The following is a 24,875-nucleotide window of genomic DNA, read 5'->3' on the forward strand; positions in this document are numbered from 1 at the left end:
GGCCTTTGACATGAAGCAAAAGACCCGCCGAGGCGGGTCTTCTGTGATCGCGACAGGGGCGCTGGCGTCCTGCCCTCAACGCTCCAGCAGGATGCGCAGCATGCGGCGCAGCGGTTCGGCCGCACCCCACAGCAGCTGGTCGCCGACGGTGAAGGCGCCGAGGTACTGCGAGCCCATGTTGAGCTTGCGCAGGCGGCCGACCGGCACGCTCAGGGTGCCGGTGACGGCAGTCGGGCTCAGCTCGCGCATGCTGATCTCGCGCTGGTTCGGCACCAGCTTGACCCAGGGGTTGTGCTGACTGATCAGGCCCTCGATGTCGGCCAGCGGCACGTCCTTGTTCAGCTTGATGGTCAGCGCCTGGCTGTGGCAGCGCATGGCGCCGATGCGCACACACAGGCCGTCGACCGGGATCGGGCTCTTGTTGCGGCCGAGGATCTTGTTGGTCTCGGCCTGGCCCTTCCACTCCTCGCGGCTCTGGCCGTTGGGCAGCTCCTTGTCGATCCAAGGGATCAGGCTGCCGGCCAGCGGCACGCCGAAGTGGTCGACCGGGAAGTCGGCGCCGCGCTGGGTCTCGGCGACCTTGCGGTCGATGTCGAGGATGGCGCTGGCCGGGTTGGCCAGATCGTCGGCCACCGCGTGGTGGATCGCGCCCATCTGCTTGATCAGCTCGCGCATGTTCTGCGCGCCGGCGCCGGAAGCCGCCTGGTAGGTCATGGCGCTCATCCACTCGACCAGACCGGCCTCGTACAGGCCGCCGAGAGCCATCAGCATCAGGCTGACGGTGCAGTTGCCGCCGATGTAGTTCTTCACCCCGTTGTCCAGCGACTGGTCGATGACCTTACGGTTGACCGGATCGAGGACGATCACCGAGTCATCGTTCATGCGCAGGCTGGAGGCCGCGTCGATCCAGTAGCCCTGCCAGCCGACTTCGCGCAGCTTGGGGAATACTTCGCTGGTGTAGTCGCCACCCTGGCAGGTGAGGATCACGTCGAGGGTCTTCAGTTCGTCGATGCTGTAGGCATCCTTCAGCGGGGCAATATCCTTGCCGATCGACGGACCCTGGCCACCCACGTTGGAGGTGGTGAAGAACACCGGCTCGATCAGGTCGAAATCGCGCTCTTCCAGCATCCGCTGCATGAGCACGGAACCCACCATACCGCGCCAACCGACAAGACCTACACGCTTCATCGCAACTACACCTTTCTCGAAAAAGTGGGGCCGCCCGCGACGGGGCGGCTCCCGGACAGCTTACAGATTCCGCAGCGCGGCGACTACCGCATCGCCCATCTCGCGGGTACCGACCTTCTGGCAGCCTTCCGACCAGATGTCGCCGGTGCGCAGGCCCTGGTCCAGCACGTTGCTGACCGCCTGCTCGATGGCGTTGGCCGCCTCGACCTGGGCGAAGCTGTAGCGCAGCATCATCGACACCGAGAGGATGGTGGCCAGCGGGTTGGCGATGCCCTTGCCGGCGATGTCCGGCGCCGAGCCGTGGCACGGCTCGTACATGCCCTTGTTGTTGGCGTCCAGCGAGGCCGACGGCAGCATGCCGATCGAGCCGGTGAGCATGGAGGCCTCGTCCGACAGGATGTCGCCGAACATGTTGTCGGTGACGATCACGTCGAACTGCTTGGGCGCACGGACCAGCTGCATGGCGGCGTTGTCGACGTACATGTGCGACAGCTCGACCTCCGGATAGTCCTTGGCGACTTCCTCGACCACGGCGCGCCACAGGCGGCTGGACTCCAGCACGTTGGCCTTGTCCACCGAGCACAGCTTCTTGTTGCGCAGCATGGCCATGTCGAAACCGACCTTGGCGATGCGGCGGATCTCGCTCTCGCTGTACGGCAGGGTGTCGAAGGCCATGCGCTCGCCATTCTCCAGCACGCGGCTTTCGCGCGGGCTGCCGAAGTAGATGCCGCCGGTCAGCTCGCGGACGATGAGGATGTCCAGGCCGGCAACGATTTCCGGCTTGAGGGTCGAGGCGCCGGCCAGCTGCGGGTAGAGCAGCGCCGGACGCAGGTTGCCGAACAGGCCCAGCTGCGAGCGGATCTTCAGCAGGCCCATTTCCGGACGCAGCGGACGATCGAGGTTGTCCCACTGCGGGCCGCCGACGGCGCCGAGCAGGATGGCGTCGGCAGCGCGGGCGCGCTCCAGAGTTTCGTCAGCCAGCGGGCTGCCGTACTTCTCGTAGGCGGCGCCGCCCAGCTCGTCGTAGCTCAGCTCGAAGCCCAGCTGGTACTTCTCGTTGGCCAGCTCCAGCACCTTGACCGCTTCGGCGACGATTTCCGGACCGATACCATCACCCGGGAACACCAGAATCTGCTTGCTCATTGCATGTCCTTGTAAAGGTCGAACCGCGGGAGCGAGCTCTGCCCGCTCCCGCCGAAAAGGGGGTTACTTGATCGCGCCGAACAGCCAGGGGCTGCTCTGCTGGTGCTTGGCTTCGAACGCCTTGATCGCCTCGGCATCCTGCAGGGTCAGGCCGATGTCGTCCAGACCGTTGAGCAGGCAGTGCTTGCGGAACGGGTCGATGTCGAAGGACAGCACCTTGCCGTCCGGACGGGTCACGGTCTGTGCGGCCAGGTCGACGGTCAGCTGGTAGCCCTCGCTGGCCTCGCACTGCTGGAACAGCTCGTCCACTTCCACTTCCGGCAGGATGATCGGCAGCAGGCCGTTCTTGAAGCTGTTGTTGAAGAAGATGTCGGCGTAGCTCGGCGCGATGATGGTGCGGAAGCCGTACTCTTCCAGCGCCCAGGGCGCGTGCTCGCGGGAGGAACCGCAGCCGAAGTTCTCGCGGGCCAGCAGCACGCTGGCGCCCTGGTAGCGCGGGAAGTTCAGCACGAAGTCTTGGTTGACCGGACGCTTGCTGCAGTCCTGGTTCGGCTGGCCGACGTCCAGGTAGCGCCACTCGTCGAACAGGTTGGGGCCGAAGCCGGTGCGCTTGATCGACTTGAGAAACTGCTTGGGAATGATCTGGTCGGTGTCGACGTTGGCGCGATCCAGCGGGCAGACCAGGCCGGTGTGTTGGGTAAAGGCTTTCATTCAGGCAATCCTCAGTTCAGCAGCTCGCGCACATCGACGAAGTGACCGGTCACCGCGGCGGCGGCAGCCATGGCCGGACTGACCAGGTGGGTACGGCCACCGGCGCCCTGACGGCCCTCGAAGTTGCGGTTGGAGGTGGAAGCGCAGTGCTCGCCGCTCTCCAGGCGGTCCGGGTTCATCGCCAGGCACATGGAGCAGCCCGGCTCGCGCCACTCGAAGCCGGCCTCGATGAAGATCTTGTCCAGCCCCTCGGCCTCGGCCTGCGCCTTGACCAGGCCGGAGCCCGGCACCACCAGCGCCTGCTTGACGGTGGCGGCGACCTTGCGACCCTTGGCCACCTCGGCGGCGGCGCGCAGGTCCTCGATGCGAGAGTTGGTGCAGGAACCGATGAACACGCGGTCCAGCTTGATGGTGGTGATCGGCTGGTCGGCGGTCAGGCCCATGTACTTGAGCGCGCGGACGATGGAGTCGCGCTTGACCGGGTCGGCCTCATTGGCCGGGTTCGGCACGGTCGCATCGACCGGCAGCACCATTTCCGGCGAGGTGCCCCAGCTGACCTGCGGCTTGATCTCTTCGGCCTTCAGCTCGACCACGGTATCGAAGTGGGCGTCGGCGTCGGAGACCAGGCCCTGCCACTGCGCCACGGCGGCATCCCAGTCGGCGCCCTTGGGCGCGAAGGTGCGGCCTTCGACATAGGCGATGGTCTTCTCGTCCACGGCGACCAGACCGACGCGCGCGCCGGCCTCGATGGCCATGTTGCAGATGGTCATGCGGCCTTCCATCGACAGGTCGCGGATCGCGCTGCCGGCGAATTCCAGGGCATGGCCGTTGCCGCCGGCGGTGCCGATCTTGCCGATGATCGCCAGCACGATGTCCTTGGCGGTGACGCCGGCGGGCAGTTGGCCCTCCACGTTCACCAGCATGTTCTTCATCTTCTTGGCCACCAGGCACTGGGTCGCCAGCACGTGCTCGACCTCGGAGGTGCCGATGCCGTGGGCCAGCGCGCCGAAGGCGCCGTGGGTGGAGGTGTGCGAGTCGCCGCAGACCACGGTCATGCCCGGCAGGGTGGCGCCCTGCTCCGGGCCGACCACGTGGACGATGCCCTGGCGCACGTCGTTCATCTTGAATTCGAGGATGCCGAAGTCGTCGCAGTTCTCGTCGAGGGTCTGCACCTGCAGGCGCGACACCTCGTCGTGGATCGACTCCAGGCCGCCCTGGCGCTCGGCCTTGGTGGTCGGCACGTTGTGGTCCGGGGTGGCGATGTTGGCGTCGACGCGCCACGGCTTGCGGCCGGCCAGGCGCAGGCCCTCGAAGGCCTGCGGCGAGGTCACTTCGTGGAGGATCTGGCGGTCGATGTAGATCAGCGCCGAACCATCGTCGCGCTGCTTGACCAGGTGCATGTCCCAGAGCTTGTCGTAAAGCGTCTTGCCGGCCACGGGGTGTTCCTCATCGGTTGTTGCTGTATGCCCACAGGGCTTGTGCGGTCGATCCTATGGGCTTGCCACCGATGAAGCAAATTCATATTTTTCATGCTTTGGATAACCCGATGGAATCCGAACATGGACCTGGCCAGCCTCGACACCTTCATCGCCATCGCCGAAACCGGCAGCTTCTCGGCCGCCGGCGAGCGCCTGCACCTGACCCAGCCGGCGGTCAGCAAGCGCATCGCCGCGCTGGAGCAGCAGCTGAATGCGCGGCTGTTCGACCGCATCGGCCGCGAGGTCAGCCTGACCGAAGCCGGCCGCGCCCTGCTGCCGCGTGCGCGCCAGGTGCTCGGCGTGCTGGACGACACGCGCCGCGCACTGAGCAATCTCAACGGCGCCATCGGCGGCCGGCTGACCCTGGCCACCAGCCACCACATCGGCCTGCATCGTCTGCCGCCTTTATTGCGCGCCTTTACCCGCGCCCACCCGCAGGTGGCGCTGGACATCCGCTTCCTCGACTCGGAGGTGGCCTATGAAGAGGTGCTGCACGGACGCACCGAGTTGGCGGTGATCACCCTCGCCCCGCATACCGCCGCGCCGGTGCGCGCGGTGCCGGTGTGGGACGATCCGCTGGACTTCGTCGCCGCCCCTGAACACCCTCTGGCCCACGGTGGGCCGGTGACGCTGGCCGAGGTGGCGCAGCATGCGGCGGTATTCCCCGGCGAGAACACCTTCACCCACCATATCGTCCAGGGCCTGTTCGAGCAGGCCGGGCTCAAACCCAACGTGAGCATGAGCACCAACTATCTGGAGACCATCAAGATGCTGGTGTCGATCGGCATCGCCTGGAGCGTGCTGCCGCGCACCATGCTCGACGAGCAGGTGAAGCGCCTGCCGCTGGAAGGCATCCAGCTGAGCCGCCAGCTCGGCTACATCGTGCACACCGAGCGCACCCTGTCCAATGCGGCGCGGGCGTTCATGCAGCTGCTGGATCGCGCGGGAAATCCGTAGGGTGCGCCGCGCGCACCGGGAGCCGACGCCTTGAGCGGTGCGCGCGGCGCACCCTACGCGGGGACGGCCTCGGTGCTGAGCAACTCCCCGGCGCGCAGCCCGAACAACGCATCCAGCCGCGCACAATCGTTGTCACGGCGAATGCTGTCGAACAGCGCCTGCGCCTCGGGATAGCTGCGCGTCAGCATGGCCAGCCACTGCTTGAGCCGCCCCGGCGCGTAGCGCGGCGCCAGCTTCTGCCGTGCCTTGCGCCAGAACAGCTGCAGCAGCGGCTGCAGCTCGCCCCAGCCCAGCAGGGCCGGCTCGCACCCGGCTTCGGCGGCGGCGATCTGCCGGGCCAGATCGGGACGGGAAACCAGGCCGCGGCCCAGCATGATGTTGTTCGCCCCGCTGACCTCGCGGCAGCGCCGCCAGTCGTCGACCGTCCAGATCTCGCCGTTGGCATAGACCGGGATGTCGACCACCTCCTGCACCCGCGCCACCCATTCCCAGTGCGCCGGCGGCCTGTAGCCGTCGAGCTTGGTGCGTGCGTGTACTACCAGCATGGCAGCGCCGCCCTCGGCCAGGGCGCGGGCGCAGTCCAGCGCAGCGTCCGGGCTGTCGTAGCCCAGGCGCATCTTCGCGGTGACCGGCACAGCGGCCGGCAGAGTGCGGCGCACCTCGTGGACGATGGCGTGCAGCAGCTCGGGCTCCCTGAGCAGCACCGCACCGCCACGCGACTTGTTGACCGTCTTGGCCGGGCAGCCGAAGTTAAGGTCGACCACCGGCGCACCCAGGCTGGCGGCGAAGGCCGCGTTGTCGGCCAGACACACGGGATCGGAGCCGAGCAGCTGCAGGCGCATCGGCGTGCCGCCGGCGGTGCGCCAGCCGCAGTCCAGCTCCGGCGCCAGCTTGCGGAAGCTCGCCAGCGGCAGCAGGCGGTCGCAGACACGCACGAACTCGCTGACACACCAGTCGACGCCGCCGACCTCGGTCAGCAGCTCGCGGAGGATTTCATCGACCAGCCCCTCCATGGGCGCCAGGGCAATCTGCACAGGGGAAGCTCTCGGAGAAAGGCAGGGCCGCGGATTCTAGCAAGACGGAGCGGGCACGAAAGCATCCAGCCGTTCGCAGAGCCTCGCCGCGAGGCGACAAGCGCAGACCCTGGGCTTGAGCGCTCAATCGACAACGACTTTCCGCTGCCTTGAACATGCCGCCATCATGGCGTAGGTTCGCACCAAGTGCATGCGCCCCGACGACCTCCGAGTCGGGATGAACAAGGATGGTTCACATGACGCGCAAACTCGCAGGCCCCGACTCCGCGCGTGCTTTCCAGCATGCTGCCTCCTACAGGGTCGAAACGCTCTTTGCCGGTCCGACCGTCGCCTTCCCGTCCCAATACCTTCGTGTCATCCGGCCTCCGGCCGCGCGTCCCGCCGCCAGACGACAGGAGCACGCCTGAATGCTCGGTCTGGCCGTCCTGTTCTTCATCGGGGCCTTCCTGCTTGCCAGCCTGCGGACGATCAAGCTCGCCGCCTGGTGGGCCAGGCGGAACGGCCGCCGGGGCTGGACATGGACAGTGGTGACCGCGCTCGCCAAGTCCCTCCGCATGACCAGGCATACCGCCATTCCGGCAAGGACATTGCCATGAGCAGCCGCCGCGTTCGTCTCCTGGTTCTGGCGGTCATCGCCGGGCTGCTGGTGTTCGGCGTTGTGCGCTGGCAGCAGCACATCGCGGAAATTCGGGCCAGCCGCCCTCCCGGCTCGCCACCTCCGGGCTATGAGAATCGAAAGAAGTACGAGCAGCGTGGTCACATCTCCGACTTTTCTCGCTTCGACAACATTCCCGTGGACCTGTGGTTCGGCAAGCGCGACGGCAAGTTCGACACCACCCATCTGCGCATCGCCAGCGATTACATAGCTGGCTTGCCTCCGTACCACGGCGAGTATGTGGAAGCCAACATCGTCTGGCCCAGCCTGCGCAGCGTTGATGAAGAAATCGAAATACGGAAGAAAAATGGCCTGCCCACCACGGGACTGAAAACCTTCAGGCTGACGTTCTCGGAAACCGGTACAGCGTTCTGGGGGACAGATAAGGCCGGAACCAAGCCTGTTATCGAATGCACACCGCTGGTCCGCGATGAAGGCCGTGGCGTGAAATATTGCAACGAGAACCACTTCCATAACATGCCCGGCCAGCGTAGGACCCACTACTGGCCCCTCGACGAGGCGATCCGCACGCCTTGGTACAAGAATCCGCCGCGCTTCTACTGTTACGTTGTTGGCAAGCCGGACGGCACCTACTTCAGCCTTTGTGGCAGCAATTTCTCCTATAACACCGATTTTCACATCGAGATTGATACACCCGACGAGGCGCTGGCCATCGACATCCTCACCCACTTTCCCAAGCTGATTGAATTTCTACGCACACTGGAGGTGAAACCATGAGCCTTGCCCTGACTCCTGCCCAAACGGCCCAACTGCAAGCCCTGCGTTCAGCCGGACAATACGCTGGAGCGTACGAACTGATGGAAATCTGGACCCGGGATTCCGCCGATCCGGACGTGCAACTCGTGCATACCTGGCTGTTGGGCGCGGCCGACATCAATCGTGGTGAAGGCCCCTTCGCCGCACTCGTCAAAGCCTACAACCAGCGCCAGGGGCTCCTGCGGGGCAGGCCGGTGAGCACTTCATCGACCAGCCCCTCCATGGGCGCCAAGGCGGGATTTTCTCATCCATGCTGGAAATGAACAGATCTTTTTCAAAAATCACCAAGATAGCTACTTCATCTTCGGCGGCATCAGCACCAAACGGTAATGACCAGTTCTTTAGCACTGACTTATTGCTACAGACTGCGAAACCCTATCGCGAAGGCCGGCCTTATAACAATCATTGGGACTTCTTCAAATGAAGTTTTCTCTTGCTTCTCTTGCACTGCTACCAGTGTTGGCGGGATGCCCAACCCAAGACCAAATTACAACTGACGCCGAAGTCCGGCGACTGTGCGCCGTCGACGGGGGAGTCAAGATTTATGAAGCGATAAAACTGCCGACGGAAAAATTCAACCAGTGGGGACAAGTTAACTTCTACAGACCTGACCAAGGAGAGCGCGCATTGGGGACGGAGTATATTTTTCGGTCAGAAGAAAAATTCTATCGCACAGGAAATCCAAGTCTCATCCGGTACCACCATGAAGTAATTCGACGCATAGACAACAAGAAACTAGGCGAAACGACATCATACGGGAGAGGCGGCGGCGACATTCCAGGCCCATGGGAGCCGTCAAATCTTCACTGCCCACCAACATCTGAAAGCTCCGAAACCGCTCTCTTTAAGAGAGTTTTTCTTCAATCCAACGAAGAGTAAAAAATGAGCAACTCAGCCGAATACTACAAGCAAGCCAAATTCTCTTTTGCCCCCTATGCAAACTTGGGATTAGGAACGCCGTCAGTAGATGAACTCAAGACAGACTGATACCGAAGGCATCTCTTGGCGTTACGCCATTGCCGAGCTTAATCCCTTCTCACTCATTGGCGCAGACTACTCTCAGCACAACACCAACGGCGAACTCGATCTCTACGATGTCAGCGCTGATACCGGCAAAGTCACCGAATCGTGGCTCCAGGCCCGTGCAGAAATGCTGATCTGGAAAAGCCTCTTTGACCAACGTGATACTCACTACACTGGTCGGCTGAATGATCAACCAGCAACGGCGCCGTACTGCTGGACAGCCAGGTGCAAGCGCTGGTAGATGCAATGGCGGCCTTCGCATCGCCAAGGCCGGGGGAAAACACCCTGCCCGAAAACTACCGGGAGGCGCTCGCTCCGGTCATCGCCGCCAACTGGCAATGATCGTCGGCGAGCACGCCCAGCTCATGCACCGCGCTCCAGGCTGGCCGACAGCGCGCAGGCCTCCTGGGCCAGCTGGGTGATCTGATCCCAGCCGCGGGCGCGCATCAGGCTGCTCGGCGCCACCCAGGTGCCGCCCACGCAGGCGACGTTGGGCAGGCGCAGGAAGGTCGACAGGTTGTACCCGCTCGGGGCAGAAGCGGATGCCGTTGAACGGCTCCTTGAAGCTTTTCAGCATCTTCACGCTGGTGGCGCCGTTGGCCGGGAACAGTTTGAGCGAGCGGTAGCCCTTCTCGATGGCGAATAGCACCTCGGACGGCGTCATCGCTCCCGGCAGGTAGGGCAAGCCGACCGCCTCTGCCGCCGCGCCCCGTCGCCGGCAACGCCGATCACTCTGCGGCCGGCACCACCAGCGCCCGCCCGTAACGCTCGACGAACTCCGCCGGCATGCGCCGCGGTCTGCCGCTGGACAGCTCGGCGCAGACGAAGCGGGTCCGCGCGCGCAGCAGGGTGACGCCGTCGGCCGGACGGCGCAGCTGGAACTGCCGGGCGATGCTCAGCCGGCCGTCGCACTCGACGATCCAGGTGCCCAGCTCGAGGCGCTCGCCCTCGCGGGCGGCGGCCAGGTAGTCGATCTCGTGGCGCACCACCAGCATGCCGCGGTCCAGGCGCCGGTAGTCGTCGAGGGTCAGGCCGAGCGAGCGCGAGTGCGCCCAGGCGCACTGCTCCAGCCAGCCGACGTAGACCGCGTTGTTGACGTGGGCGAACTCGTCGATGTGTTCGGTGCCGACCTTGATGTCCAGCACGAACGGCGCCGGCCGCTCCCAGCTCACGCACCGCGCTCCAGGCTGGCAGCCAGATCGCAGGCCTCCTGGGCCAGCTGGGTGATCTGGTCCCAGGCGCGCGCGCGCACCAGGCTGCTCGGCGCCACCCAGGTGCCGCCGACGCAGGCGACGTTGGGCAGACGCAGGAAGGTCAGCAGGTTGTCCTGGTTGATCCCGCCGGTCGGGCAGAAGCGGATGCCGTTGAACGGCTCCTTGAAGCTCTTCAGCATCTTCACGCTGACATCGCCGTTGGCCGGGAACAGCTTGAGCGAGCGGTAGCCCTTCTCGATGGCGAACAGCACCTCCGAGGGCGTCATCACCCCCGGCAGGTACGGCAGGCCGGCGTCCTCGGCGGCATCGGCCAGGCGCTCGGTAAGGCCCGGGCTGACCGCGAACTGCGCACCGGCATCGCGCGCCTCGGCGAACTGCGCGGCATGGATCAGGGTGCCGGCGCCGACCAGCAGCTGCGGCAGTTCGCGGCGGATCGCCGCCAGCGCCTCCAGCGCGCGCGGCGTGCGCAGGGTCACTTCCAGCACCTCGATGCCGCCGGCATACAGCGCGCGGGCCAGATCGACCGCCAGGCCCGCATCCTCGATCACCAGCACCGGCAGGACCGGGCGTGCCCGCTTGAGCACGTCATCCATCGTCAACACCATCTTCATTCCTCCCAGTCCAGGATCGATGCGCCGCGGTCGGCCGGCCCCGCCAGCCGCCGCTGCAGATTGAACAACTCCAGGCCGTAGCCGGCCGCCTGCGGCTGGCTCGGCACGGCGGGCGCACGCGCCGCCCACTCTTCTTCATTCGCCTCGACGGCCAGCACGCCGCGCACGGCGTCGACCTCGACCAGATCGCCGTCGCGCAGCCGGGCCAGCGGCCCGCCGGCCGCCGCCTCGGGGGTCAGGTGCAGCGCCGCCGGCACCTGGCCGGAGGCGCCGGACAGGCGACCGTCGGTGACCAGCGCGACCTGCTGGCCGGCCGCCTGCAGGTTGGCCAGCAGCGGCATCAGCTTGTGCAGCTCGGGCATGCCGTTGGCCCGCGGGCCCTGGAAGCGCACCACCAGCACCAGATCGCCCTGCAACTCTCCGGCCTGGTAGGCCCGCTGCACCGCCGCCTCGCTGTCGAACACCCGCGCCGGCGCGCGCACCCGCCAGTGCGCCGGATCGACCGCCGAGGTCTTCAGCTGGGCGCGGCCGAGGTTGCCGGAGAGCAGCACCAGGCCGCCTTCGGGGGCGAAGGGCGCGGCCAGCGGGCGGACGATGTCCGGCGCCGGACTCTGCACCGGCAGCTCGCGCCAGGCCAGCCGGCCGGCGTCCAGCCAGGGCTCGCGGGCGTAGTCGGCCAGCGACTCGCCGGCCACGGTGGCCACCTCGCCGTGCATCAGGCCGCCGCCGAGCAGCTCGCGGATGATCCACGCCGGGCCGCCGGCGGCCTGGAACTGGTTCACGTCGGCCTTGCCGTTGGGATAGACGCGGGCGAGCAGCGGCACCACCTTCGATAGCTCGGCGAAGTCCTCCCAGAGCAGCTCGTAGCCGGCCGCGCGGGCGATGGCCGGCAGGTGCAGGCCGTGGTTGGTCGAGCCGCCGCTGGCCAGCAGCGCCGCCACGGCGTTGACCAGCACCCGCGCGTCCACCTGGCGGCCGAGCGGCAGCCAGCGCTCGCCCTGGCGGCTGTTGCGCGCCACCAGACGCGCCGCCTCGGCGGTGAGATGCGGGCGCAGCGCCGACTCCGGCGAGGCGAAGGCGCTGCCCGGCACGTGCAGGCCCATGGCCTCCATCAGCAGCTGGTTGGTGTTGGCGGTGCCGTAGAAGGTGCAGGTGCCCGGCGCGTGGTAGGCGCCCAGCTCGGCCTCGAGCAGCTCCTCGCGGCTGGCCGCGCCGCGCGCATAGCGCTGGCGCACCGCGGCCTTCTCGCTGTTGGACAGCCCCGAAGGCATCGGGCCGGCGGGAACGAACACCGCCGGCAGGTGGCCGAAGCGCAGCGCGCCGATCAACAGGCCCGGGACGATCTTGTCGCACACGCCCAGGTACAGGCCGCCGTCGAAGATGCCGTGGGTCAGGCCGATGGCGGCGGCCTGGGCGATCAGGTCGCGGGAGAACAGCGACAGCTGCATCCCTGCCTCGCCCTGGGTGATGCCGTCGCACATGGCCGGCACCCCGGCGGCGAACTGTGCGGTGGCGCCGACCCGCGCCAGGGCGACCTTGAGCTGCCCGGGATAGTCGTGCAGCGGCTGGTGGGCGGAGAGCAGGTCGTTGTAGCTGGAGACGATGGCGATGTGCGGCGAGCCGCCCTGGCGCATGATCAGTTGCGCGTCGCGGGGCTGCGCGGCCAGTGCGTGGGCCAGGTTGGAGCAGCCGATCTGCCGGCGCGGCTCGCGGGCGGCGGCCTCGTCGACCCGCGCCAGATAGCGCGCACGGCGCACGGCCGAACGCGCCTCGATGCGCGCGGTGACCGCCTCGACAACGGGATGCAGCATGGCGACTCCTCGACAGGGTTGCGGGGACGGGCCTGCTGCGGCGCAACAGGCTTCGTCCGGTCAGGCCGCCAGTTTACCAGCAGCGCGAATACCCGAGTGCGCTCGTCGTGCTTGCCGGCTCAGGGCGCCCAGTGGATCTGCAGGCGGGCGCCGGCTGCGCGCGCCAGCGCGGCCACCGGCAGCTCGCGCACGGCGGGCGCATCGGTCAGCACCGCCTCGAGCAACGCACGCTTGGCCGCGCCGAACACCAGCAGGCCCAGCCAGTCGCTGGCCAGCAGCAGCGCCAGGTTCGGGGTGAGGCGCGTCCGCGGCTCGACCGGCGCCAGGCCGACCAGCGCGGCCGGCGCGGCCTGGGCATCCAGCGCGGCAGCCAGGCCCGGCATGCCGGGAAACAGCGAGGCGATGTGGCCGTCCTCGCCCATGCCCAGCAGGGTCGCGGTCAGCGGCAGCCAGCCAGCCAGTCGCTGACCCCAGGCGCAGGCCGCCGCCTCCGGGCTGTCGCCCTGGCGCGGGTCGAGAGCGCGCGCCTGCGGCAGGGTGCCGTGCAGCAGGCGCAGGTTGCTGGCCGGGTCGTCGGCCGCCACCCAGCGCTCGTCGCTTGGCGACAGCTCGATGCGCGTCCAGTCCAGCGCCTCGCCGGCCAGTTGCTCGAGCAGCGGCAGCGGGCTCTGTCCGCCGGGCAGCAGCAGACGCGCCGGCGCCCCGGCCTGCCGGGCCGCACCCAGGCGCGCGCCCAGCTCCGCGGCCAGGCTGCGCGCGCAGCTGGCGCGGTCGGGGTGGACGATGAAACGGGGGGAATCCATGGCAACGGCTCCGGCAGGACGAATGCCGAGCATCATGCGGCATTCATCCACCAGTGCAAGGACAGGCGCTTCAGTGCACGCCGTTGCTGCGGAAGAACTCGACGTAGGCCTTGTCGACCTTGAGGATGTGGTGGGTCAGCCAGTCGGCGAGCAGCTCGAGGGTCTCGCTGCCGGACAGCTCGCCGTCGTCGTGGCGGTGCAGCAGGTCCATGATCTGCGCGGTGAACCTGTCGTGCTGTGCCTTGTGCGCCGCGGTTTCCGGGTAACCGAGGCGATGGAAGATGTCTTCCTCGGCGATGAAGTGATTCATGGTGTAGTCCATCAAGCCCTCCAGCACCGCGCCGATCTCGTCGCGATCGGCATCGGCGCCGGCCACGCGGTCGTACAGCTGGTTGGTCTTGTCCACCAGCCAGCGGTGCTGCTCGTCGATCAGCTCGATACCGACTTCGAGCTCGCTGCTCCATGGCATGAAAGTCATGTCTTCTGTCCGTCCCGGATTAGTTGTTGTCTTGTTATGAGAGTGGCTGCCAGACATCGCGGCAGGGGCAGCTTATCCCACACGAAAAATACGGACAACGTACCCGCTACCTTTGACCGAGTGATGACGGACGCAACTGCCGCCCACCGGAGCGACGACGATGCCCCGGCGGGTTGGTTATCCTGTAACGCATTCCTGTCCGCCGCGGCGCCCGGATCCGGGCGACCGGCGATCAACGACCGCACACGGAGTCCCGCATGAGCAGCGCCCCCTACTCCCCCGTCCGCCGCTGGCGCCGCATCGCCCTCATCGCCGTCGCCCTGGTCCTGCTCTGGCAGTTGCTGCCGCGCCTCGAAGGCTGGCTGGCGCCGCAGCAGGCCAGCGAACGCACGGTCACCCCGCGCGGCGATCTGGCCGCCGACGAGCAGGCCACCATCGCGCTGTTCGAGCAGGCGCGCGACTCGGTGGTGTTCATCAGCACCGCCGAGCTGGTGCGCGACCTGTGGACCCGCAACGTCACGGCGGTGCCGCGCGGCACCGGCTCGGGCTTCATCTGGGACGACGCCGGCCACGTGATCACCAACTTCCACGTGATCCAGGGCGCCGCCCAGGCCACCGTGCGCCTGGCCGACGGCCGCGATTACCCGGCGGCGCTGGTCGGCGCCAGCCCGGCGCACGACATCGCGGTGCTGAAGATCGGCGTCGGCTTCAAGCGCCCGCCGCCGGTGCCGATCGGCACCAGCAGCGACCTGAAGGTCGGTCAGAAGGTGTTCGCCATCGGCAACCCGTTCGGTCTCGACTGGACGCTGACCACCGGCATCGTCTCGGCGCTGGACCGCTCGCTGCCCGGCGAGAACGGCCGCCCGCCGATCGAGCACCTGATCCAGAGCGACGCGGCGATCAACCCCGGCAACTCGGGCGGCCCGCTGCTCGACTCGGCCGGGCGGCTGATCGGCATCAACACCGCCATCTACAGCCCGTCGGGCGCCTCGGCCGGCATCGGCTTCTCGGTGCCGGTGGACACCGTGATGCGCGTGGTGCCGCAGCTGATCCGCAGCGGCCGCTACATCCGCCCGGCGCTGGGCATCGAGATCGACGAAGGACTCAACCGCCGGCTGAGCGAGAGCCTCGGCGTCGAGGGCGTGGTGGTGCTGCGCGTGCTGCCGGGTTCGGCGGCGCAGCAGGCCGGCCTGCGCGGCCTGCGTCAGGCCCGCGACGGCAGCCTGGTACCGGGCGACGTGATAGTGGCGCTGGAGGGCGAGACGGTGGATTCGGTGGAGCGCCTGCTGGCGCGCCTGGACGACCATCGGGTCGGCGACACGGTGAGCGTCGAGGTGCTGCGCGGCGAGCGGCGGGAGACGCTGGCCATCACCCTGCAGCCGGGCAACTGAGGCAGGACGGGGTCGCGTGGCGACCCCGGAAAACAAAAAGGGTCGCACCAAAAATCGGTGCGACCCTCTTGATCCCAGAGCGGGAAAATTGGCGTCCCCTAGGGGACTCGAACCCCTGTTACCGCCGTGAAAGGGCGGTGTCCTAGGCCACTAGACGAAGGGGACGTAAACCTTCGTACGATCCGCTGGCGGACCGCTGGAAATTGGTGGAGCTAGACGGGATCGAACCGTCGACCTCTTGCATGCCATGCAAGCGCTCTCCCAGCTGAGCTATAGCCCCGATACTGCATCGAGCTGCACCACCTTGGCGGTGCGCTGGAATAGTGGCGTCCCCTAGGGGACTCGAACCCCTGTTACCGCCGTGAAAGGGCGGTGTCCTAGGCCACTAGACGAAGGGGACGCAATCCTTCGTGCAACCCGCCGCTACCGCCTGGCGTGTTGCTGGAAATTTGGTGGAGCTAGACGGGATCGAACCGTCGACCTCTTGCATGCCATGCAAGCGCTCTCCCAGCTGAGCTATAGCCCCGATACTGCATCGAGCTGCACCGCCTTGGCGGTGCGCTGGAATAGTGGCGTCCCCTAGGGGACTCGAACCCCTGTTACCGCCGTGAAAGGGCGGTGTCCTAGGCCACTAGACGAAGGGGACGCAATCCTTCGTGCAACCCGCCGCTACCGCCTGGCGTGTTGCTGGAAATTTGGTGGAGCTAGACGGGATCGAACCGTCGACCTCTTGCATGCCATGCAAGCGCTCTCCCAGCTGAGCTATAGCCCCACTTTCGTGGTCGCTTCGCTTTCGAGACCAGCTCGTCGTGAAGCGGGGCGAATGTTAAAGGCCCTTTGAGAACTCGTCAACACCTGCCCCGTTTTTTTTCGGTTTTTTTTCGCTGGCAGAACAAACACTTATGCGCAGGGCGGCGGATCGGGCCCGCCGCCCCCTGCCGGTCAGGTGCGGCCAGCCAGGTACGGCCGGTCAGGCGATCGCCGCCAGCAGCTTCTCCCACTCCTTGGTTTCCTTCTTCGACACGCCGCCGAGCAGCTCGACCGCCTGGCGCAGGCGGAAACGCGACAGGTCGGGACCGAGGATCTCCATGGCGTCGAGCACCGACACCGAGCTGGCCTGGCCGGTGATCGCCGGGAAGATCAGCGGCATCACGTCGCGCAGCTTGAAGCCGAGGTGCTCGGCGACCTTCTGGATGATCGCGGTGATGTTGTCCTTGTTCCACTGGCGCAGCGCTTCCAGCTTCCACAGGATCAGCTGCAGCACCTGGCGCACCTGCTCGGGCGACAGCTTCTTGTGTTCGAACAGCTTGGCGTCCGGGTTGACCCCGCCCATGAAGAAGAAGCCGGCCAGCGGCGCCAGCTGGCTGAAGGTCTCCACCCGGCTCTGCGCGTGCGGGGCGATCCGCATCAGGTACTCGGGGTTGAGCGCCCACTTCTGCACCTCGGCGGCGAACTGCTCGACCGACAGCTCGCGCAGCCACTGGCCGTTCAGCCAGGACAGCTTCTCGATGTCGAAGATCGGCCCGCCGAGGGACACGCGGCTGACGTCGAAGTGCTCGATCATCTCGGCCAGGGAGAACTTCTCGCGCTCGTCCGGCATCGACCAGCCCATGCGGCCCAGGTAGTTGAGCATCGCCTCGGGCAGGAAGCCCATGCGCTGGTAGAAGGTGATCGAGGTCGGGTTCTTGCGCTTGGACAGCTTGGACTTGTCCGGATTGCGCAGCAGCGGCATGTACACCAGCTTGGGCTGCTCCCAGCCGAAGTACTCGTACAGCTTGATCAGCTTGGGCGCCGACGGCAGCCACTCCTCGCCGCGCAGCACGTGGGTGATGCCCATCAGGTAGTCGTCGACCACGTTGGCGAGGAAGTAGGTGGGCAGGCCGTCGGTCTTCATCAGCACCTGCATGTCCATGCGGTCCCACGGGATCTCCACGTCGCCGCGCAGCAGGTCGGGCACCACGCAGACGCCCTCGGTCGGCACCTTCATGCGGATCACGTTGGGCTCGCCGGCGGCCAGGCGCTGCTGCACTTCCTCCTTGGAGAGGTGCATGCAGTGGCCGTCGTAGCGCGGGGTTTCCTTGTTGGCCATCTGCTCGGCGCGCACCGCGTCGAGGCGCTCGGCGGTGCAGAAGCAGTGGAAGGCGTGGCCCTTGCCCACCAGCTCGTCGGCGTACTGCTTGTAGATGTGGCCGCGCTCGCTCTGCCGGTACGGGCCGTGCGGGCCGCCGACGTCCGGGCCCTCGTCCCACTCGATGCCCAGCCAGCGCAGGGCGTCGAAGATCTGCTGCTCCGACTCGCGGCTGGAACGCAGCTGGTCGGTGTCCTCGATGCGCAGGATGAACTGGCCGCCGTGCTGACGGGCGAAGCACAGGTTGAACAGGGCGATGTAGGCGGTGCCAACGTGCGGATCGCCGGTGGGCGACGGCGCGATGCGGGTACGGACGGTGGTCATGGAGACTCTCGGAATGAGCGGTTGAGCAAAGGCGAAATGGTAGCAGCCACGGCGCCCGCCGCTCCAGCCATCCCCCGGAAACGGCGAAGCCCGGCAGCGCCGGGCTCCGCACGCAGGACAACGGCCTCAGAACGGCTTGATCGCCACCTTGAGCACGCCGTCGCGCTGGTTCGCGAACAGGTCGTAGGCGTCGACGATCTGCTCCAGCTTGTACTCGTGGGTGACCAGCGCGCCGAGGTCGACACGACCGGAAGCCACCACGTTGAGCAGGCGGCGCATGCGCTCCTTGCCGCCCGGGCACAGTGAGGTGACGATCTTGTTGTCGCCGAGGCCGGCGTGGAAGGCGCCCAGCGGGATGGTCAGGTCGCTGGAGTAGACGCCGAGGCTGGACAGGGTGCCGCCCGGCTTGAGCACGCGCAGGGCGTTCTCGAAGGTCGACTGCAGGCCGAGCGCCTCGATGGCCGCGTCGACGCCGCGACCGCCGGTCAACTTGAGGATCTCCTCGACCACGTCCACCTCGCGGAAGTTGAGGGTCACGTCGGCGCCCAGCTTGCGGGCGATCTCCAGGCGCTCGTTGACCCCGTCGACGGCGATGATCAGGCTCGCCCCGCGCAGCTTGGCGCCGGCGGTGGCGCACAGGCCGATCGGCCCCTGGGCGAACACCGCGACCACGTCGCCGATCTTGATGTTGGCCGCCTCGGCGCCGGCGAAGCCGGTGGACATGATGTCCGGACACATCAGCACCTGCTCGTCGGTGAGGCCGTCCGGCACCGGCGCCAGGTTGGCCTGGGCGTCCGGCACCAGCACGTACTCGGCCTGGGTGCCGTCGATGGTGTTGCCGAAGCGCCAGCCGCCCATCGGCTTGTAGCCGTGGCAGGAGCAGCCGCCGTCCTGGGCCGGGTAGCCGTCCTGGCAGGCGTAGGAGGTGAAGCTCGGGCAGATCGCCCCGGCGATCACCCGCTGGCCCTCCCGGTAGCCCTGCACGTTGCTGCCGAGCTTCTCGATGATGCCCACCGGCTCGTGGCCGATGGTCAGCCCCTTCTCTACCGGATACTCGCCCTTGAGGATGTGCACGTCGGTGCCGCAGATGGTGGTGGTGGTGATGCGCACCAGCGCGTCGTTGGGGCCCACCGGCGGGATCGGCTTGTCGACCAGCTCGATGCGTCCGGGTTCGACGAAGACGGCGGCTTTCATCATGGTCATCGCAACACTCCTTGCTGAGAATGGCGCCGGTCAGCCCGGCCAACAGTCCTTCACTCTAGTCGAACGATGGTGACAGCGGCATGCGCGAGGTCATGGCCGGCTCAGATCAGCCCCGCCAGCGGAATGAAGGTCACCGCCTCGCCTTCGGCCAGGGTGGTGCCCTCGCGCACCTCCACCAGACCGTCGGCCCAGGCGGCGCTGCGCAGCACCCCGGAGCTCTGGTTCGGATAGAGCAGCGCCCTGCCCTGCTCCAGGCGCGCGCGCAGGAACTCGCGGCGCCCGCCGACCTTCGGCCAGGCGAAGCCGGCCGGCACGGCGAAGCGCAACGGCTCCAGGCGCGTCACGCCGAGGCGACGCAGCAGGTAGGGGCGCACCAGCAGGGCGAAGGTCACCAGGGTCGCCGCCGGGTTGCCGGGCAGGCCGATCAGCGGCGTGCCGCGGTAGCGGCCGCAGGTCAGCGGCTTGCCGGGCTTGAGCGCCAGCTTCCACAGGGTCAGCTCGCCTTCCTCGCGCAGCACCCGGCCGAGGCAGTCCGCCTCGCCCACCGACACGCCGCCGGTGGAGAGGATCAGGTCGGCGGCGCCCAGCGCGGCCAGTTGCGTGCGGGTGCGCTCCAGGTCGTCGGGCAGGATGCCGGCGTCCTGCACCTCGCAGCCGAGGCGTTCGAGGGCGGCGGCGAGGAAGGCGCGGTTGCTGTTGTAGATCTGCCCGGCACCCAGCGGCCGCCCCGGCTCGATGAGCTCGTCGCCGGTGGACAGCAGCGCCACCCGCGGCCGGCGGCGCACCGCCACCTGGGCGGCGCCGATGGAGGCGATCAGCCCCAGCTCCACCGGCCCCAAAAGGGTGCCGGCTTCCAGCAGCGTCTCGCCGGCGCACACCTCCTGGCCCTGCGGGCGCACGTTGCGCCCTTCGCGCAGCGGCTCGAGGAAGCGCACCCGGCCGTCGGCCAGCACCTCGACGTTCTCCTGCATCTCCACGGTGTCGGCGCCTTGCGGCAGCGGCGCGCCGGTGAAGATCCGCGCGCAGCTGCCGGGTGCCAGCGGACCCGGCGCCTGACCGGCGAACACCTGCTGGCTCACCGCCAGCGGTTGGCCGGTCCAGTCGGACAGGCGCAGGGCGTAGCCGTCCATGGCGCTGTTCGGCCAGGGCGGCAGGTCGATAGCGCTGACCAGCGCCTCGGCCAGCACCCGGCCGGCGGCCTCGCCGGCGGCGATGCTTTCCGTGTCGCGGAGCGGCTCGGCCGCGGCCTGGGCCAGCAGGCGCTCCAGCGCCTGCTCCAGCGGCAGCAGCGCGCTCATCCGCGGGTCCCGCAGGCCGGCGCCTGCTTGAGGTGGGCGACGAAGTTGCACGGGCGGTGTCGGGCGTCCAGCTGGCTGGCGAGGATGCCGTCCCAGGCGGTGCGGCAGGCGTTGGTCGAACCCGGCAGGCAGCACACCAGGGTGCCGTTGGCCAGTCCCGCGAGGGCGCGCGACTGGATGGTCGAGGTGCCGATGTCGTCGAAGGAGATCTGCCGGAACAGCTCGCCGAAGCCGTCCACCTGCTTGTCGAGCAGGCAGGCCACCGCCTCCGGGGTGCTGTCGCGGCCGGTGAAGCCGGTGCCGCCGGTGATCAGCACCACCTGCACCGCGTCCTCGGAAATCCACTGCGCCACCTGGGCGCGGATGCGGTAGAGGTCGTCCCTGAGCAACACGCGCGCCGCCAGGTGGTGCCCCGCGGCCTGCAGGCGCTCGACCAGCAGGCCGCCGGAGGTGTCGGTGTCCAGGCTGCGGGTGTCGCTGACGGTGAGGACGGCGACGTTGAGGGGGACGAAAACGCTATCGGCGTGCTGGCTCATGGAAGGCTCCGCGCAGGGGGTCGGGATGAAAAACGGCTGACCGGCTTTATAGCACCAACCGGGCCAGGTGCACGCGGTTGCGCGCCGCCCCCTCCCGCCAGCGCAATTCTCATTTTTTTCAAGCTAACCCCTTGTGCTCTCACGGTTTTTCTGTAGAATGCGCCCCACCAAAACGGAGCGTAGCGCAGCTTGGTAGCGCGTCTCGTTCGGGACGAGAAGGTCGCTGGTTCGAATCCAGTCGCTCCGACCAGATTCCCGAAGCAGCGAAGCGATTCGCTGAATCGAACAGGAAGCCCGCCCCTCGCGGGCTTTTATGTTTCTGCTAACCCCTTGTGCTGGCTGAATTTTTCGGTACAATGCGGGCCACCAAAACGGAGCGTAGCGCAGCTTGGTAGCGCGTCTCGTTCGGGACGAGAAGGTCGCTGGTTCGAATCCAGTCGCTCCGACCAAATTCCCGATCAGCATGACTGATCAACACAAGGCCCGCCCAGTGCGGGCCTTGTCGTTTCTGCGTCATTCAAATTATCCCCTCCTCCCTGCCCACTGGCGCAGCACGTGCTCCAGACACGGGCACTGGCCTGCCCCGTTGCGGGGCAGGATGACGGCAAGGAGGATGCAGGGAGCGGCGGCAGACGCGCCGGGGAGATCCGTCCGGCCACGGCCGGACGGCAGGCGGGACTACAGCGGCAGCTCGAAGGCCGGGGCGATGGTCTTCAGCCAGACGTTCAGGCGCTCCTCGGTGAGGCCGCTCTGGTTGTCCAGGTCGAGGGCCAGGCCGACGAACTGGCCGTCGCGCACTGCTTCCGACTCCTCGAACTCGTAGCCCTCGGTCGGCCAGGCGCCGACCACAGTTGCGCCGCGCTCGACGACGAAGTCGTAGAGGATGCCCATGGCGTTGAGGAACTCCTTGGGGTAGCCGACCTGGTCGCCGAGGCCGAACAGCGCCACGGTCTTGCCGCTGAAGTCGACGCCCTCCAGCTTGGGCAGGAACTCCTCCCAGCTCTCGTTCTCGCAGTCGGCCGACAGGCCGGGCAGTTCGCCGTCGCCCAGGGTCGGGGTGCCGATGATCAGGTACTGGTACTGGGCGACATCCTCGGCCGAGGCGCGGTTGACGTTGAGCGCATCGGCCATGGTGTCGTCGTCGAAGCGTTTCTTGATCATCTTGGCGACCTTGCGGGTCTTGCCGGTGTTGCTGCCGAAGAACAGTCCAATCCTGGCCATAACTCACCTCATTGCTGCGTACGTGGGATCCGTCGTGCGGGCTGCCGGCCTCGGCGCGGGCCAGGCTGGCCCTTGGGTCGTTGCAGGAAGCAGGCCAGCCCCGCGCCTTGGCAGACAACCGCTAACTCGTTGATCTGAAAGAACTTTTAATTCCAGCCTGGGACGCTTGTGGCAAAGCCGACAGGCCGCCGACGCACAGCCGGGCGACCCTGTCGGCTTTGCCACAGTCACAGGTCGAGGGCCGCCCGCGACGGCGCCGCCTGCGCATCGCTGGCCGCGGCCTCGCCGTCCGCCACCTTCACCTCGCCCTCCTCGGCCAGGGTCTGGCACACGGTGAGGCGCTCGCCCTCCCCGTCCGCCACCAGGTCCAGGGTGCAGGTGCGCAGGCGCGGCAGCGACGGCATGTCGAACATGGTCTGCTGCAGGGCGGCCTCGAGCACCGCGCGCAGGCCGCGTGCGCCGGTCCTGCGGATCAGCGCCTGGTCGGCGATATGGCCGAGCGCCGCCGCGCTGATTTCCAGCTTCACTCCCTGGTAGGCGAACAGCTGCTTGTACTGCTTGACCAGCGCGTTGCGCGGCTCGCTGAGGATGCGCAGCAGGGTGGCGTGATCGAGCTCCTGGAGGAAGGTGATGATCGGGAAGCGGCCGATGAACTCGGGGATCAGGCCGAACTCGTGGAGGTCGTCCGGCAGCAGCGCGGCGAGCAGCTGGTTGATGCTGGCCTTTTCCTGGCGCGGCGGCTGGGCGTGGAAGCCGATGCCGCCGCTCCTGGGCTGCAGACGGCCGCGCACCAGTTCCTCGAGACCGGGGAAGGCGCCGCCGGCGATGAACAGGATGTTGCGGGTGTCGACCACCTGCTCCTCGCTGTGCTCGCTGCGCCGTCCCGACTTGGCGATGCGCACCTCGGTGCCCTCGACCATCTTCAGCAGCGCCTGCTGCACGCCTTCGCCGGAGATGTCGCGCACCGCGGTGCCGCCGCCGCTGCGCCTGGCCAGCTTGTCCACCTCGTCGATGTAGACGATGCCCCACTGCGCCTGCTGCACGTCGCCGCCGGCCGCCTCGAGCAGGCGGGCGATGATGCTGTCGACGTCGTCGCCGACGTAGCCGGCCTGGGTCAGGGTGGTGGCGTCGGCCGAGGCGAAGGGCACGCCGAGGATGCGCGCCAGGGTGCGCACCAGCAGGGTCTTGCCGGTGCCCGAGGGGCCGGCCATGAGGATGTTGGACTTCTCCAGCTCGACCTGCTCGCCGAGCTGGCAGAACGGCTCGCGGTCGCAGTTGAGCAGGCGCAGGTAGTGGTTGTAGACCGCCACCGAGAGGGTTTCCTTGGCCGCCTCCTGGCCGATCACCGACTCGTCGAGGTGGCGCTTGTACTCGGCCGGGGTGCGCAGCTGCGGGGCCAGCTGCTGCAGCTTGCGGCGCTGGCCCCAGCTGCTCACCACCTGGTGGGCGAGGTTGACGCAGGCCTCGCAGATGCAGCCCTCGTTGCCGGCGATCAGCGGCAGCGTCGGACTCTTGGCCGCGCCGCAGAAGGAGCAGCAGGGGGTCTCGGTATCAGCCATGGGCTTTCTCCACGCAGGCGTTGGAATGCAGCAGGCGCTCCAGCCACTGGCGCTGGAAGGCCTTGCGCTGGCGTTTCTCGAGCCGCTCGCGCAGACGCGGCAGGGCGTCCTCGAGGGCGATACGCCGCGCCGGCACGATGGCCTCGCAGCGCAGCAGGTGGAAGCCCAGCGGCGACTCCACCACGCCGCTCAGCTCGCCCTCGCGCAGGGCGTACAGGCTAGCCTCCAGCTCGGCATACAGGGTGCCGGGGACGACCTGGCCGAGCTGGCCGCCGTTCAGCGCGGTGGGGCACTCGGAATGCTTGAGCGCCTGCTCGGCGAAGCGCTCGGGCTTGCTGCGCAGGCGCTTGCCGATCGCCTCCAGGCGCGCCCGCGCGGCATCGCGGGTGTTCTCCGGAAAGTCCGGGTTGATGGTGATCAGGATGTGCCGCGCCGTGCGCGCCTCGGGGCGGGCGAACTGCTCGGGGTGGTTGAAGTAGTAGAGGGAGAGCTCGGTGTCGCCCAGCGGCGGCAGCGCGGCGCAGACCCGTTCGAGGATCGCCTCCACCTTCAGCTCGCGGCCGAGCATGTCACGCAGCAGCGCCTCGTCGAGCTCGTTGGCGGCCAGCGCCTGGCCCAGCGCCGCCGCGTCCGCGTAGCGTTCGGCGATGCGCGCCAGCGCCTGCTCGACCTGGCCGTCGGGAATCACCACGCCGCGCGCCTCGGCGCTGGCCAGCACCGCCGCCTCGATGCGCAGCTGGCGGCCGACGATGCGCTCGGCCTGCCGGCGCTGTTCGGCGCCGAGGCGGGCCGGTTCGCAGCCGAACTGCTCATGGGCCACCCGCAGCAGGTGGTAGCGACTGCCGGGTTCAGTGTTCATCGCTCACCTCCGCCTGCGGCGCGGCCGGGCCCAGGCTCGCCTCGGGAATCTGCAGCACCCGGCCGTTGCCGAAGTGCACGTGGTAGTGCACGCCATCCGGCAGGTCGCGCAGCACCTTCATCACGCTGCCGACCTGGCCCTGCTCCACCACCACCTCGCCGCCCACCGCGAAGCTGCGGGTGGCCATCACGTTGTCGCGGAACTCGAACAGGCTGGGCACCCAGGGTTCACTGGCCGGGATCAGCTCCTCCTCGCGACAGCCGACCGTGCGCCCCGAGTCGAGGAAGTGCACCCGGTAGATCAGCTGGTCCTGCAGGTAGGTGCCGACGTCGTAGACGCAGCCCACCGAACCGCGGCGGATCAGCAGGCTGCCGGTGTCCATGCCCGGATAGGTGCCGTCGTTGCGCACGTTGCGGATCACCCGCACCTCGTCGCCGTACTCGAACTGCGGCAGGCTCATGGCGGCTCTCCTC

At 67.7% G+C, this 24,875-nt stretch carries 24 protein-coding genes, 8 tRNA genes and 2 pseudogenes; 9 read left to right on the plus strand and 25 right to left on the minus strand.

Translation table 11 applies throughout. The features are described 5' to 3' along the window. Positions 1-75: 75 nt before the first annotated feature. The 4 genes from asd to leuC form a co-directional block, all read right to left on the minus strand. Complete coding sequence (gene asd, locus RA210_RS05630) at positions 76-1,188, minus strand: aspartate-semialdehyde dehydrogenase (RefSeq protein ID WP_201485671.1); 1,113 nt, start codon at positions 1,186-1,188, stop codon at positions 76-78. Positions 1,189-1,248: 60 nt separating this feature from the next. Then, positions 1,249-2,331, minus strand: coding sequence for a 3-isopropylmalate dehydrogenase (leuB, locus tag RA210_RS05635; RefSeq protein ID WP_201485672.1), 1,083 nt, complete (start codon positions 2,329-2,331; stop codon positions 1,249-1,251). A gap of 63 nt (positions 2,332-2,394) precedes the next feature. Next, the gene (gene leuD, locus RA210_RS05640) at positions 2,395-3,042 is read right to left on the minus strand and encodes a 3-isopropylmalate dehydratase small subunit (RefSeq protein WP_201485673.1); all 648 of its coding nucleotides are present in this window, start codon (positions 3,040-3,042) and stop codon (positions 2,395-2,397) included. An 11-nt stretch (positions 3,043-3,053) separates the two neighbouring features. Next, entirely contained in the window at positions 3,054-4,478 is a 1,425-nt protein-coding gene (leuC, locus tag RA210_RS05645; RefSeq protein WP_201485674.1) for a 3-isopropylmalate dehydratase large subunit, read from the minus strand. A 123-nt stretch (positions 4,479-4,601) separates the two neighbouring features. On the opposite strand from leuC, the gene RA210_RS05650 reads away from it, so the two are divergent. Then, on the plus strand, positions 4,602-5,477 hold the full coding sequence (locus RA210_RS05650; RefSeq protein ID WP_136488761.1) for a LysR family transcriptional regulator: 876 nt from the start codon (positions 4,602-4,604) through the stop codon (positions 5,475-5,477). A gap of 53 nt (positions 5,478-5,530) precedes the next feature. Here RA210_RS05650 and RA210_RS05655 read toward each other — a convergent pair whose 3' ends face one another. Further along, complete coding sequence (locus RA210_RS05655; RefSeq protein ID WP_136488762.1) at positions 5,531-6,511, minus strand: tRNA dihydrouridine synthase; 981 nt, start codon at positions 6,509-6,511, stop codon at positions 5,531-5,533. Between the two features lie 407 nt (positions 6,512-6,918). On the opposite strand from RA210_RS05655, the gene RA210_RS05660 reads away from it, so the two are divergent. From RA210_RS05660 to RA210_RS22165, 5 genes and pseudogenes are all read left to right on the plus strand, one after another. Continuing rightward, entirely contained in the window at positions 6,919-7,107 is a 189-nt protein-coding gene (locus RA210_RS05660; RefSeq protein ID WP_136488763.1) for a hypothetical protein, read from the plus strand. Next, positions 7,104-7,904 (plus strand): hypothetical protein, encoded by an 801-nt coding sequence (locus tag RA210_RS05665; RefSeq protein WP_136488764.1) that lies wholly within the window; start codon positions 7,104-7,106, stop codon positions 7,902-7,904. Before RA210_RS05660 ends, RA210_RS05665 begins: the two co-directional genes overlap by 4 nt. Next, entirely contained in the window at positions 7,901-8,206 is a 306-nt protein-coding gene (locus RA210_RS05670; RefSeq protein ID WP_136488765.1) for a hypothetical protein, read from the plus strand. The genes RA210_RS05665 and RA210_RS05670 overlap by 4 nt, the downstream gene beginning before the upstream one ends. Before the next feature lie 704 nt (positions 8,207-8,910). Beyond that, positions 8,911-9,207: a hypothetical protein gene (locus RA210_RS05675; protein ID WP_136488766.1), complete on the plus strand. Its 297-nt coding sequence runs from the start codon at positions 8,911-8,913 to the stop codon at positions 9,205-9,207. After that, positions 9,162-9,308 (plus strand): annotated as a pseudogene (locus RA210_RS22165) (calcium-binding protein); the annotation flags it as partial. The gene RA210_RS05675 and the pseudogene RA210_RS22165, both read left to right, overlap by 46 nt. Positions 9,309-9,329: 21 nt before the next feature. On the opposite strand, the pseudogene RA210_RS05680 reads toward RA210_RS22165, so the two are convergent. The 6 genes and pseudogenes from RA210_RS05680 to RA210_RS05705 form a co-directional block, all read right to left on the minus strand. Beyond that, positions 9,330-9,681, minus strand: a pseudogene (locus tag RA210_RS05680) (bifunctional 4-hydroxy-2-oxoglutarate aldolase/2-dehydro-3-deoxy-phosphogluconate aldolase); the annotation flags it as partial. A gap of 13 nt (positions 9,682-9,694) precedes the next feature. After that, entirely contained in the window at positions 9,695-10,138 is a 444-nt protein-coding gene (locus RA210_RS05685) for an acyl-CoA thioesterase (RefSeq protein ID WP_201485675.1), read from the minus strand. Then, positions 10,135-10,785, minus strand: coding sequence for a bifunctional 4-hydroxy-2-oxoglutarate aldolase/2-dehydro-3-deoxy-phosphogluconate aldolase (locus RA210_RS05690; RefSeq protein ID WP_201485726.1), 651 nt, complete (start codon positions 10,783-10,785; stop codon positions 10,135-10,137). Before RA210_RS05690 ends, RA210_RS05685 begins: the two co-directional genes overlap by 4 nt. Before the next feature lie 2 nt (positions 10,786-10,787). After that, positions 10,788-12,599, minus strand: coding sequence for a phosphogluconate dehydratase (gene edd / locus RA210_RS05695; RefSeq protein WP_201485727.1), 1,812 nt, complete (start codon positions 12,597-12,599; stop codon positions 10,788-10,790). 122 nt (positions 12,600-12,721) lie between these two features. Continuing rightward, a complete protein-coding gene (locus RA210_RS05700; protein ID WP_201485676.1) occupies positions 12,722-13,405 on the minus strand; it encodes a 6-phosphogluconolactonase in 684 nt (227 codons plus the stop codon). 70 nt (positions 13,406-13,475) lie between these two features. Then, positions 13,476-13,883, minus strand: coding sequence for a bacteriohemerythrin (locus tag RA210_RS05705; RefSeq protein ID WP_136491838.1), 408 nt, complete (start codon positions 13,881-13,883; stop codon positions 13,476-13,478). A gap of 257 nt (positions 13,884-14,140) precedes the next feature. Here RA210_RS05705 and RA210_RS05710 point away from each other — a divergent pair, with 257 nt between their 5' ends. Continuing rightward, a complete protein-coding gene (locus RA210_RS05710) occupies positions 14,141-15,274 on the plus strand; it encodes a S1C family serine protease (protein ID WP_136491837.1) in 1,134 nt (377 codons plus the stop codon). Between the two features lie 89 nt (positions 15,275-15,363). Here the strand turns inward: RA210_RS05710 and RA210_RS05715 are convergent. The 10 genes from RA210_RS05715 to moaB form a co-directional block, all read right to left on the minus strand. Continuing rightward, positions 15,364-15,439 (minus strand) — tRNA-Glu (locus tag RA210_RS05715). A gap of 39 nt (positions 15,440-15,478) precedes the next feature. Next, a tRNA-Ala gene (locus RA210_RS05720) sits at positions 15,479-15,554 on the minus strand. Between the two features lie 44 nt (positions 15,555-15,598). Beyond that, positions 15,599-15,674, minus strand: a tRNA-Glu gene (locus RA210_RS05725). A 50-nt stretch (positions 15,675-15,724) separates the two neighbouring features. Then, a tRNA-Ala gene (locus RA210_RS05730) sits at positions 15,725-15,800 on the minus strand. A gap of 44 nt (positions 15,801-15,844) precedes the next feature. Continuing rightward, positions 15,845-15,920: transfer RNA gene (locus RA210_RS05735), tRNA-Glu, on the minus strand. Positions 15,921-15,970: 50 nt separating this feature from the next. Then, positions 15,971-16,046 (minus strand) — tRNA-Ala (locus RA210_RS05740). A gap of 198 nt (positions 16,047-16,244) precedes the next feature. Further along, positions 16,245-17,726, minus strand: a complete 1,482-nt coding sequence (gltX, locus tag RA210_RS05745) for a glutamate--tRNA ligase (protein ID WP_201485677.1) — start codon at positions 17,724-17,726, stop codon at positions 16,245-16,247. 126 nt (positions 17,727-17,852) lie between these two features. After that, positions 17,853-18,929 (minus strand): NAD(P)-dependent alcohol dehydrogenase, encoded by a 1,077-nt coding sequence (locus tag RA210_RS05750; RefSeq protein ID WP_201485678.1) that lies wholly within the window; start codon positions 18,927-18,929, stop codon positions 17,853-17,855. 101 nt (positions 18,930-19,030) lie between these two features. Then, positions 19,031-20,227 (minus strand): molybdopterin molybdotransferase MoeA, encoded by a 1,197-nt coding sequence (locus RA210_RS05755; RefSeq protein WP_201485679.1) that lies wholly within the window; start codon positions 20,225-20,227, stop codon positions 19,031-19,033. Continuing rightward, on the minus strand, positions 20,224-20,763 hold the full coding sequence (moaB, locus tag RA210_RS05760; RefSeq protein ID WP_201485680.1) for a molybdenum cofactor biosynthesis protein B: 540 nt from the start codon (positions 20,761-20,763) through the stop codon (positions 20,224-20,226). The genes RA210_RS05755 and moaB overlap by 4 nt, the downstream gene beginning before the upstream one ends. A 173-nt stretch (positions 20,764-20,936) precedes the next feature. Between moaB and RA210_RS05765 the strand changes: the two genes are divergently transcribed. Both RA210_RS05765 and RA210_RS05770 read left to right on the plus strand, forming a co-directional pair. Continuing rightward, positions 20,937-21,013 (plus strand) — tRNA-Pro (locus RA210_RS05765). A gap of 122 nt (positions 21,014-21,135) precedes the next feature. Next, positions 21,136-21,212, plus strand: a tRNA-Pro gene (locus tag RA210_RS05770). Positions 21,213-21,441: 229 nt separating this feature from the next. Here RA210_RS05770 and RA210_RS05775 read toward each other — a convergent pair. The 4 genes from RA210_RS05775 to RA210_RS05790 all read right to left on the minus strand — a co-directional run bounded on the left by RA210_RS05775 (position 21,442) and on the right by RA210_RS05790 (position 24,862). After that, positions 21,442-21,984, minus strand: coding sequence for a flavodoxin (locus RA210_RS05775; protein ID WP_201485681.1), 543 nt, complete (start codon positions 21,982-21,984; stop codon positions 21,442-21,444). A 227-nt stretch (positions 21,985-22,211) separates the two neighbouring features. Beyond that, positions 22,212-23,543, minus strand: a complete 1,332-nt coding sequence (gene clpX, locus RA210_RS05780; RefSeq protein ID WP_201485682.1) for an ATP-dependent Clp protease ATP-binding subunit ClpX — start codon at positions 23,541-23,543, stop codon at positions 22,212-22,214. Continuing rightward, positions 23,536-24,402, minus strand: a complete 867-nt coding sequence (gene nifM, locus RA210_RS05785) for a nitrogen fixation protein NifM (protein ID WP_201485683.1) — start codon at positions 24,400-24,402, stop codon at positions 23,536-23,538. The genes clpX and nifM overlap by 8 nt, the downstream gene beginning before the upstream one ends. Beyond that, positions 24,392-24,862, minus strand: coding sequence for a nitrogen fixation protein NifZ (locus RA210_RS05790; protein ID WP_201485684.1), 471 nt, complete (start codon positions 24,860-24,862; stop codon positions 24,392-24,394). Before RA210_RS05790 ends, nifM begins: the two co-directional genes overlap by 11 nt. Positions 24,863-24,875 lie beyond the last annotated feature (13 nt).

Source organism: Pseudomonas sp. OF001 (assembly GCF_904426495.1).
Lineage (GTDB): Bacteria > Pseudomonadota > Gammaproteobacteria > Pseudomonadales > Pseudomonadaceae > Geopseudomonas.

What these genes read in the sequence shown, in the direction of transcription:
- asd (WP_201485671.1), bottom strand. Translation starts at nt 1,188, where the DNA reads ATGAAGCGTGTAGGTCTTGTCGGTTGGCGCGGTATGGTGGGTTCCGTG.
- leuB (WP_201485672.1), bottom strand. Translation starts at nt 2,331, where the DNA reads ATGAGCAAGCAGATTCTGGTGTTCCCGGGTGATGGTATCGGTCCGGAA.
- leuD (WP_201485673.1), bottom strand. Translation starts at nt 3,042, where the DNA reads ATGAAAGCCTTTACCCAACACACCGGCCTGGTCTGCCCGCTGGATCGC.
- RA210_RS05650 (WP_136488761.1), top strand. Translation starts at nt 4,602, where the DNA reads ATGGACCTGGCCAGCCTCGACACCTTCATCGCCATCGCCGAAACCGGC.
- RA210_RS05660 (WP_136488763.1), top strand. Translation starts at nt 6,919, where the DNA reads ATGCTCGGTCTGGCCGTCCTGTTCTTCATCGGGGCCTTCCTGCTTGCC.
- RA210_RS05665 (WP_136488764.1), top strand. Translation starts at nt 7,104, where the DNA reads ATGAGCAGCCGCCGCGTTCGTCTCCTGGTTCTGGCGGTCATCGCCGGG.
- RA210_RS05670 (WP_136488765.1), top strand. Translation starts at nt 7,901, where the DNA reads ATGAGCCTTGCCCTGACTCCTGCCCAAACGGCCCAACTGCAAGCCCTG.
- RA210_RS05675 (WP_136488766.1), top strand. Translation starts at nt 8,911, where the DNA reads ATGAACTCAAGACAGACTGATACCGAAGGCATCTCTTGGCGTTACGCC.
- RA210_RS05690 (WP_201485726.1), bottom strand. Translation starts at nt 10,785, where the DNA reads ATGGTGTTGACGATGGATGACGTGCTCAAGCGGGCACGCCCGGTCCTG.
- RA210_RS05700 (WP_201485676.1), bottom strand. Translation starts at nt 13,405, where the DNA reads ATGGATTCCCCCCGTTTCATCGTCCACCCCGACCGCGCCAGCTGCGCG.
- RA210_RS05705 (WP_136491838.1), bottom strand. Translation starts at nt 13,883, where the DNA reads ATGACTTTCATGCCATGGAGCAGCGAGCTCGAAGTCGGTATCGAGCTG.
- RA210_RS05710 (WP_136491837.1), top strand. Translation starts at nt 14,141, where the DNA reads ATGAGCAGCGCCCCCTACTCCCCCGTCCGCCGCTGGCGCCGCATCGCC.
- gltX (WP_201485677.1), bottom strand. Translation starts at nt 17,726, where the DNA reads ATGACCACCGTCCGTACCCGCATCGCGCCGTCGCCCACCGGCGATCCG.
- RA210_RS05750 (WP_201485678.1), bottom strand. Translation starts at nt 18,929, where the DNA reads ATGACCATGATGAAAGCCGCCGTCTTCGTCGAACCCGGACGCATCGAG.
- RA210_RS05755 (WP_201485679.1), bottom strand. Translation starts at nt 20,227, where the DNA reads ATGAGCGCGCTGCTGCCGCTGGAGCAGGCGCTGGAGCGCCTGCTGGCC.
- moaB (WP_201485680.1), bottom strand. Translation starts at nt 20,763, where the DNA reads ATGAGCCAGCACGCCGATAGCGTTTTCGTCCCCCTCAACGTCGCCGTC.
- RA210_RS05775 (WP_201485681.1), bottom strand. Translation starts at nt 21,984, where the DNA reads ATGGCCAGGATTGGACTGTTCTTCGGCAGCAACACCGGCAAGACCCGC.
- clpX (WP_201485682.1), bottom strand. Translation starts at nt 23,543, where the DNA reads ATGGCTGATACCGAGACCCCCTGCTGCTCCTTCTGCGGCGCGGCCAAG.
- nifM (WP_201485683.1), bottom strand. Translation starts at nt 24,402, where the DNA reads ATGAACACTGAACCCGGCAGTCGCTACCACCTGCTGCGGGTGGCCCAT.
- RA210_RS05790 (WP_201485684.1), bottom strand. Translation starts at nt 24,862, where the DNA reads ATGAGCCTGCCGCAGTTCGAGTACGGCGACGAGGTGCGGGTGATCCGC.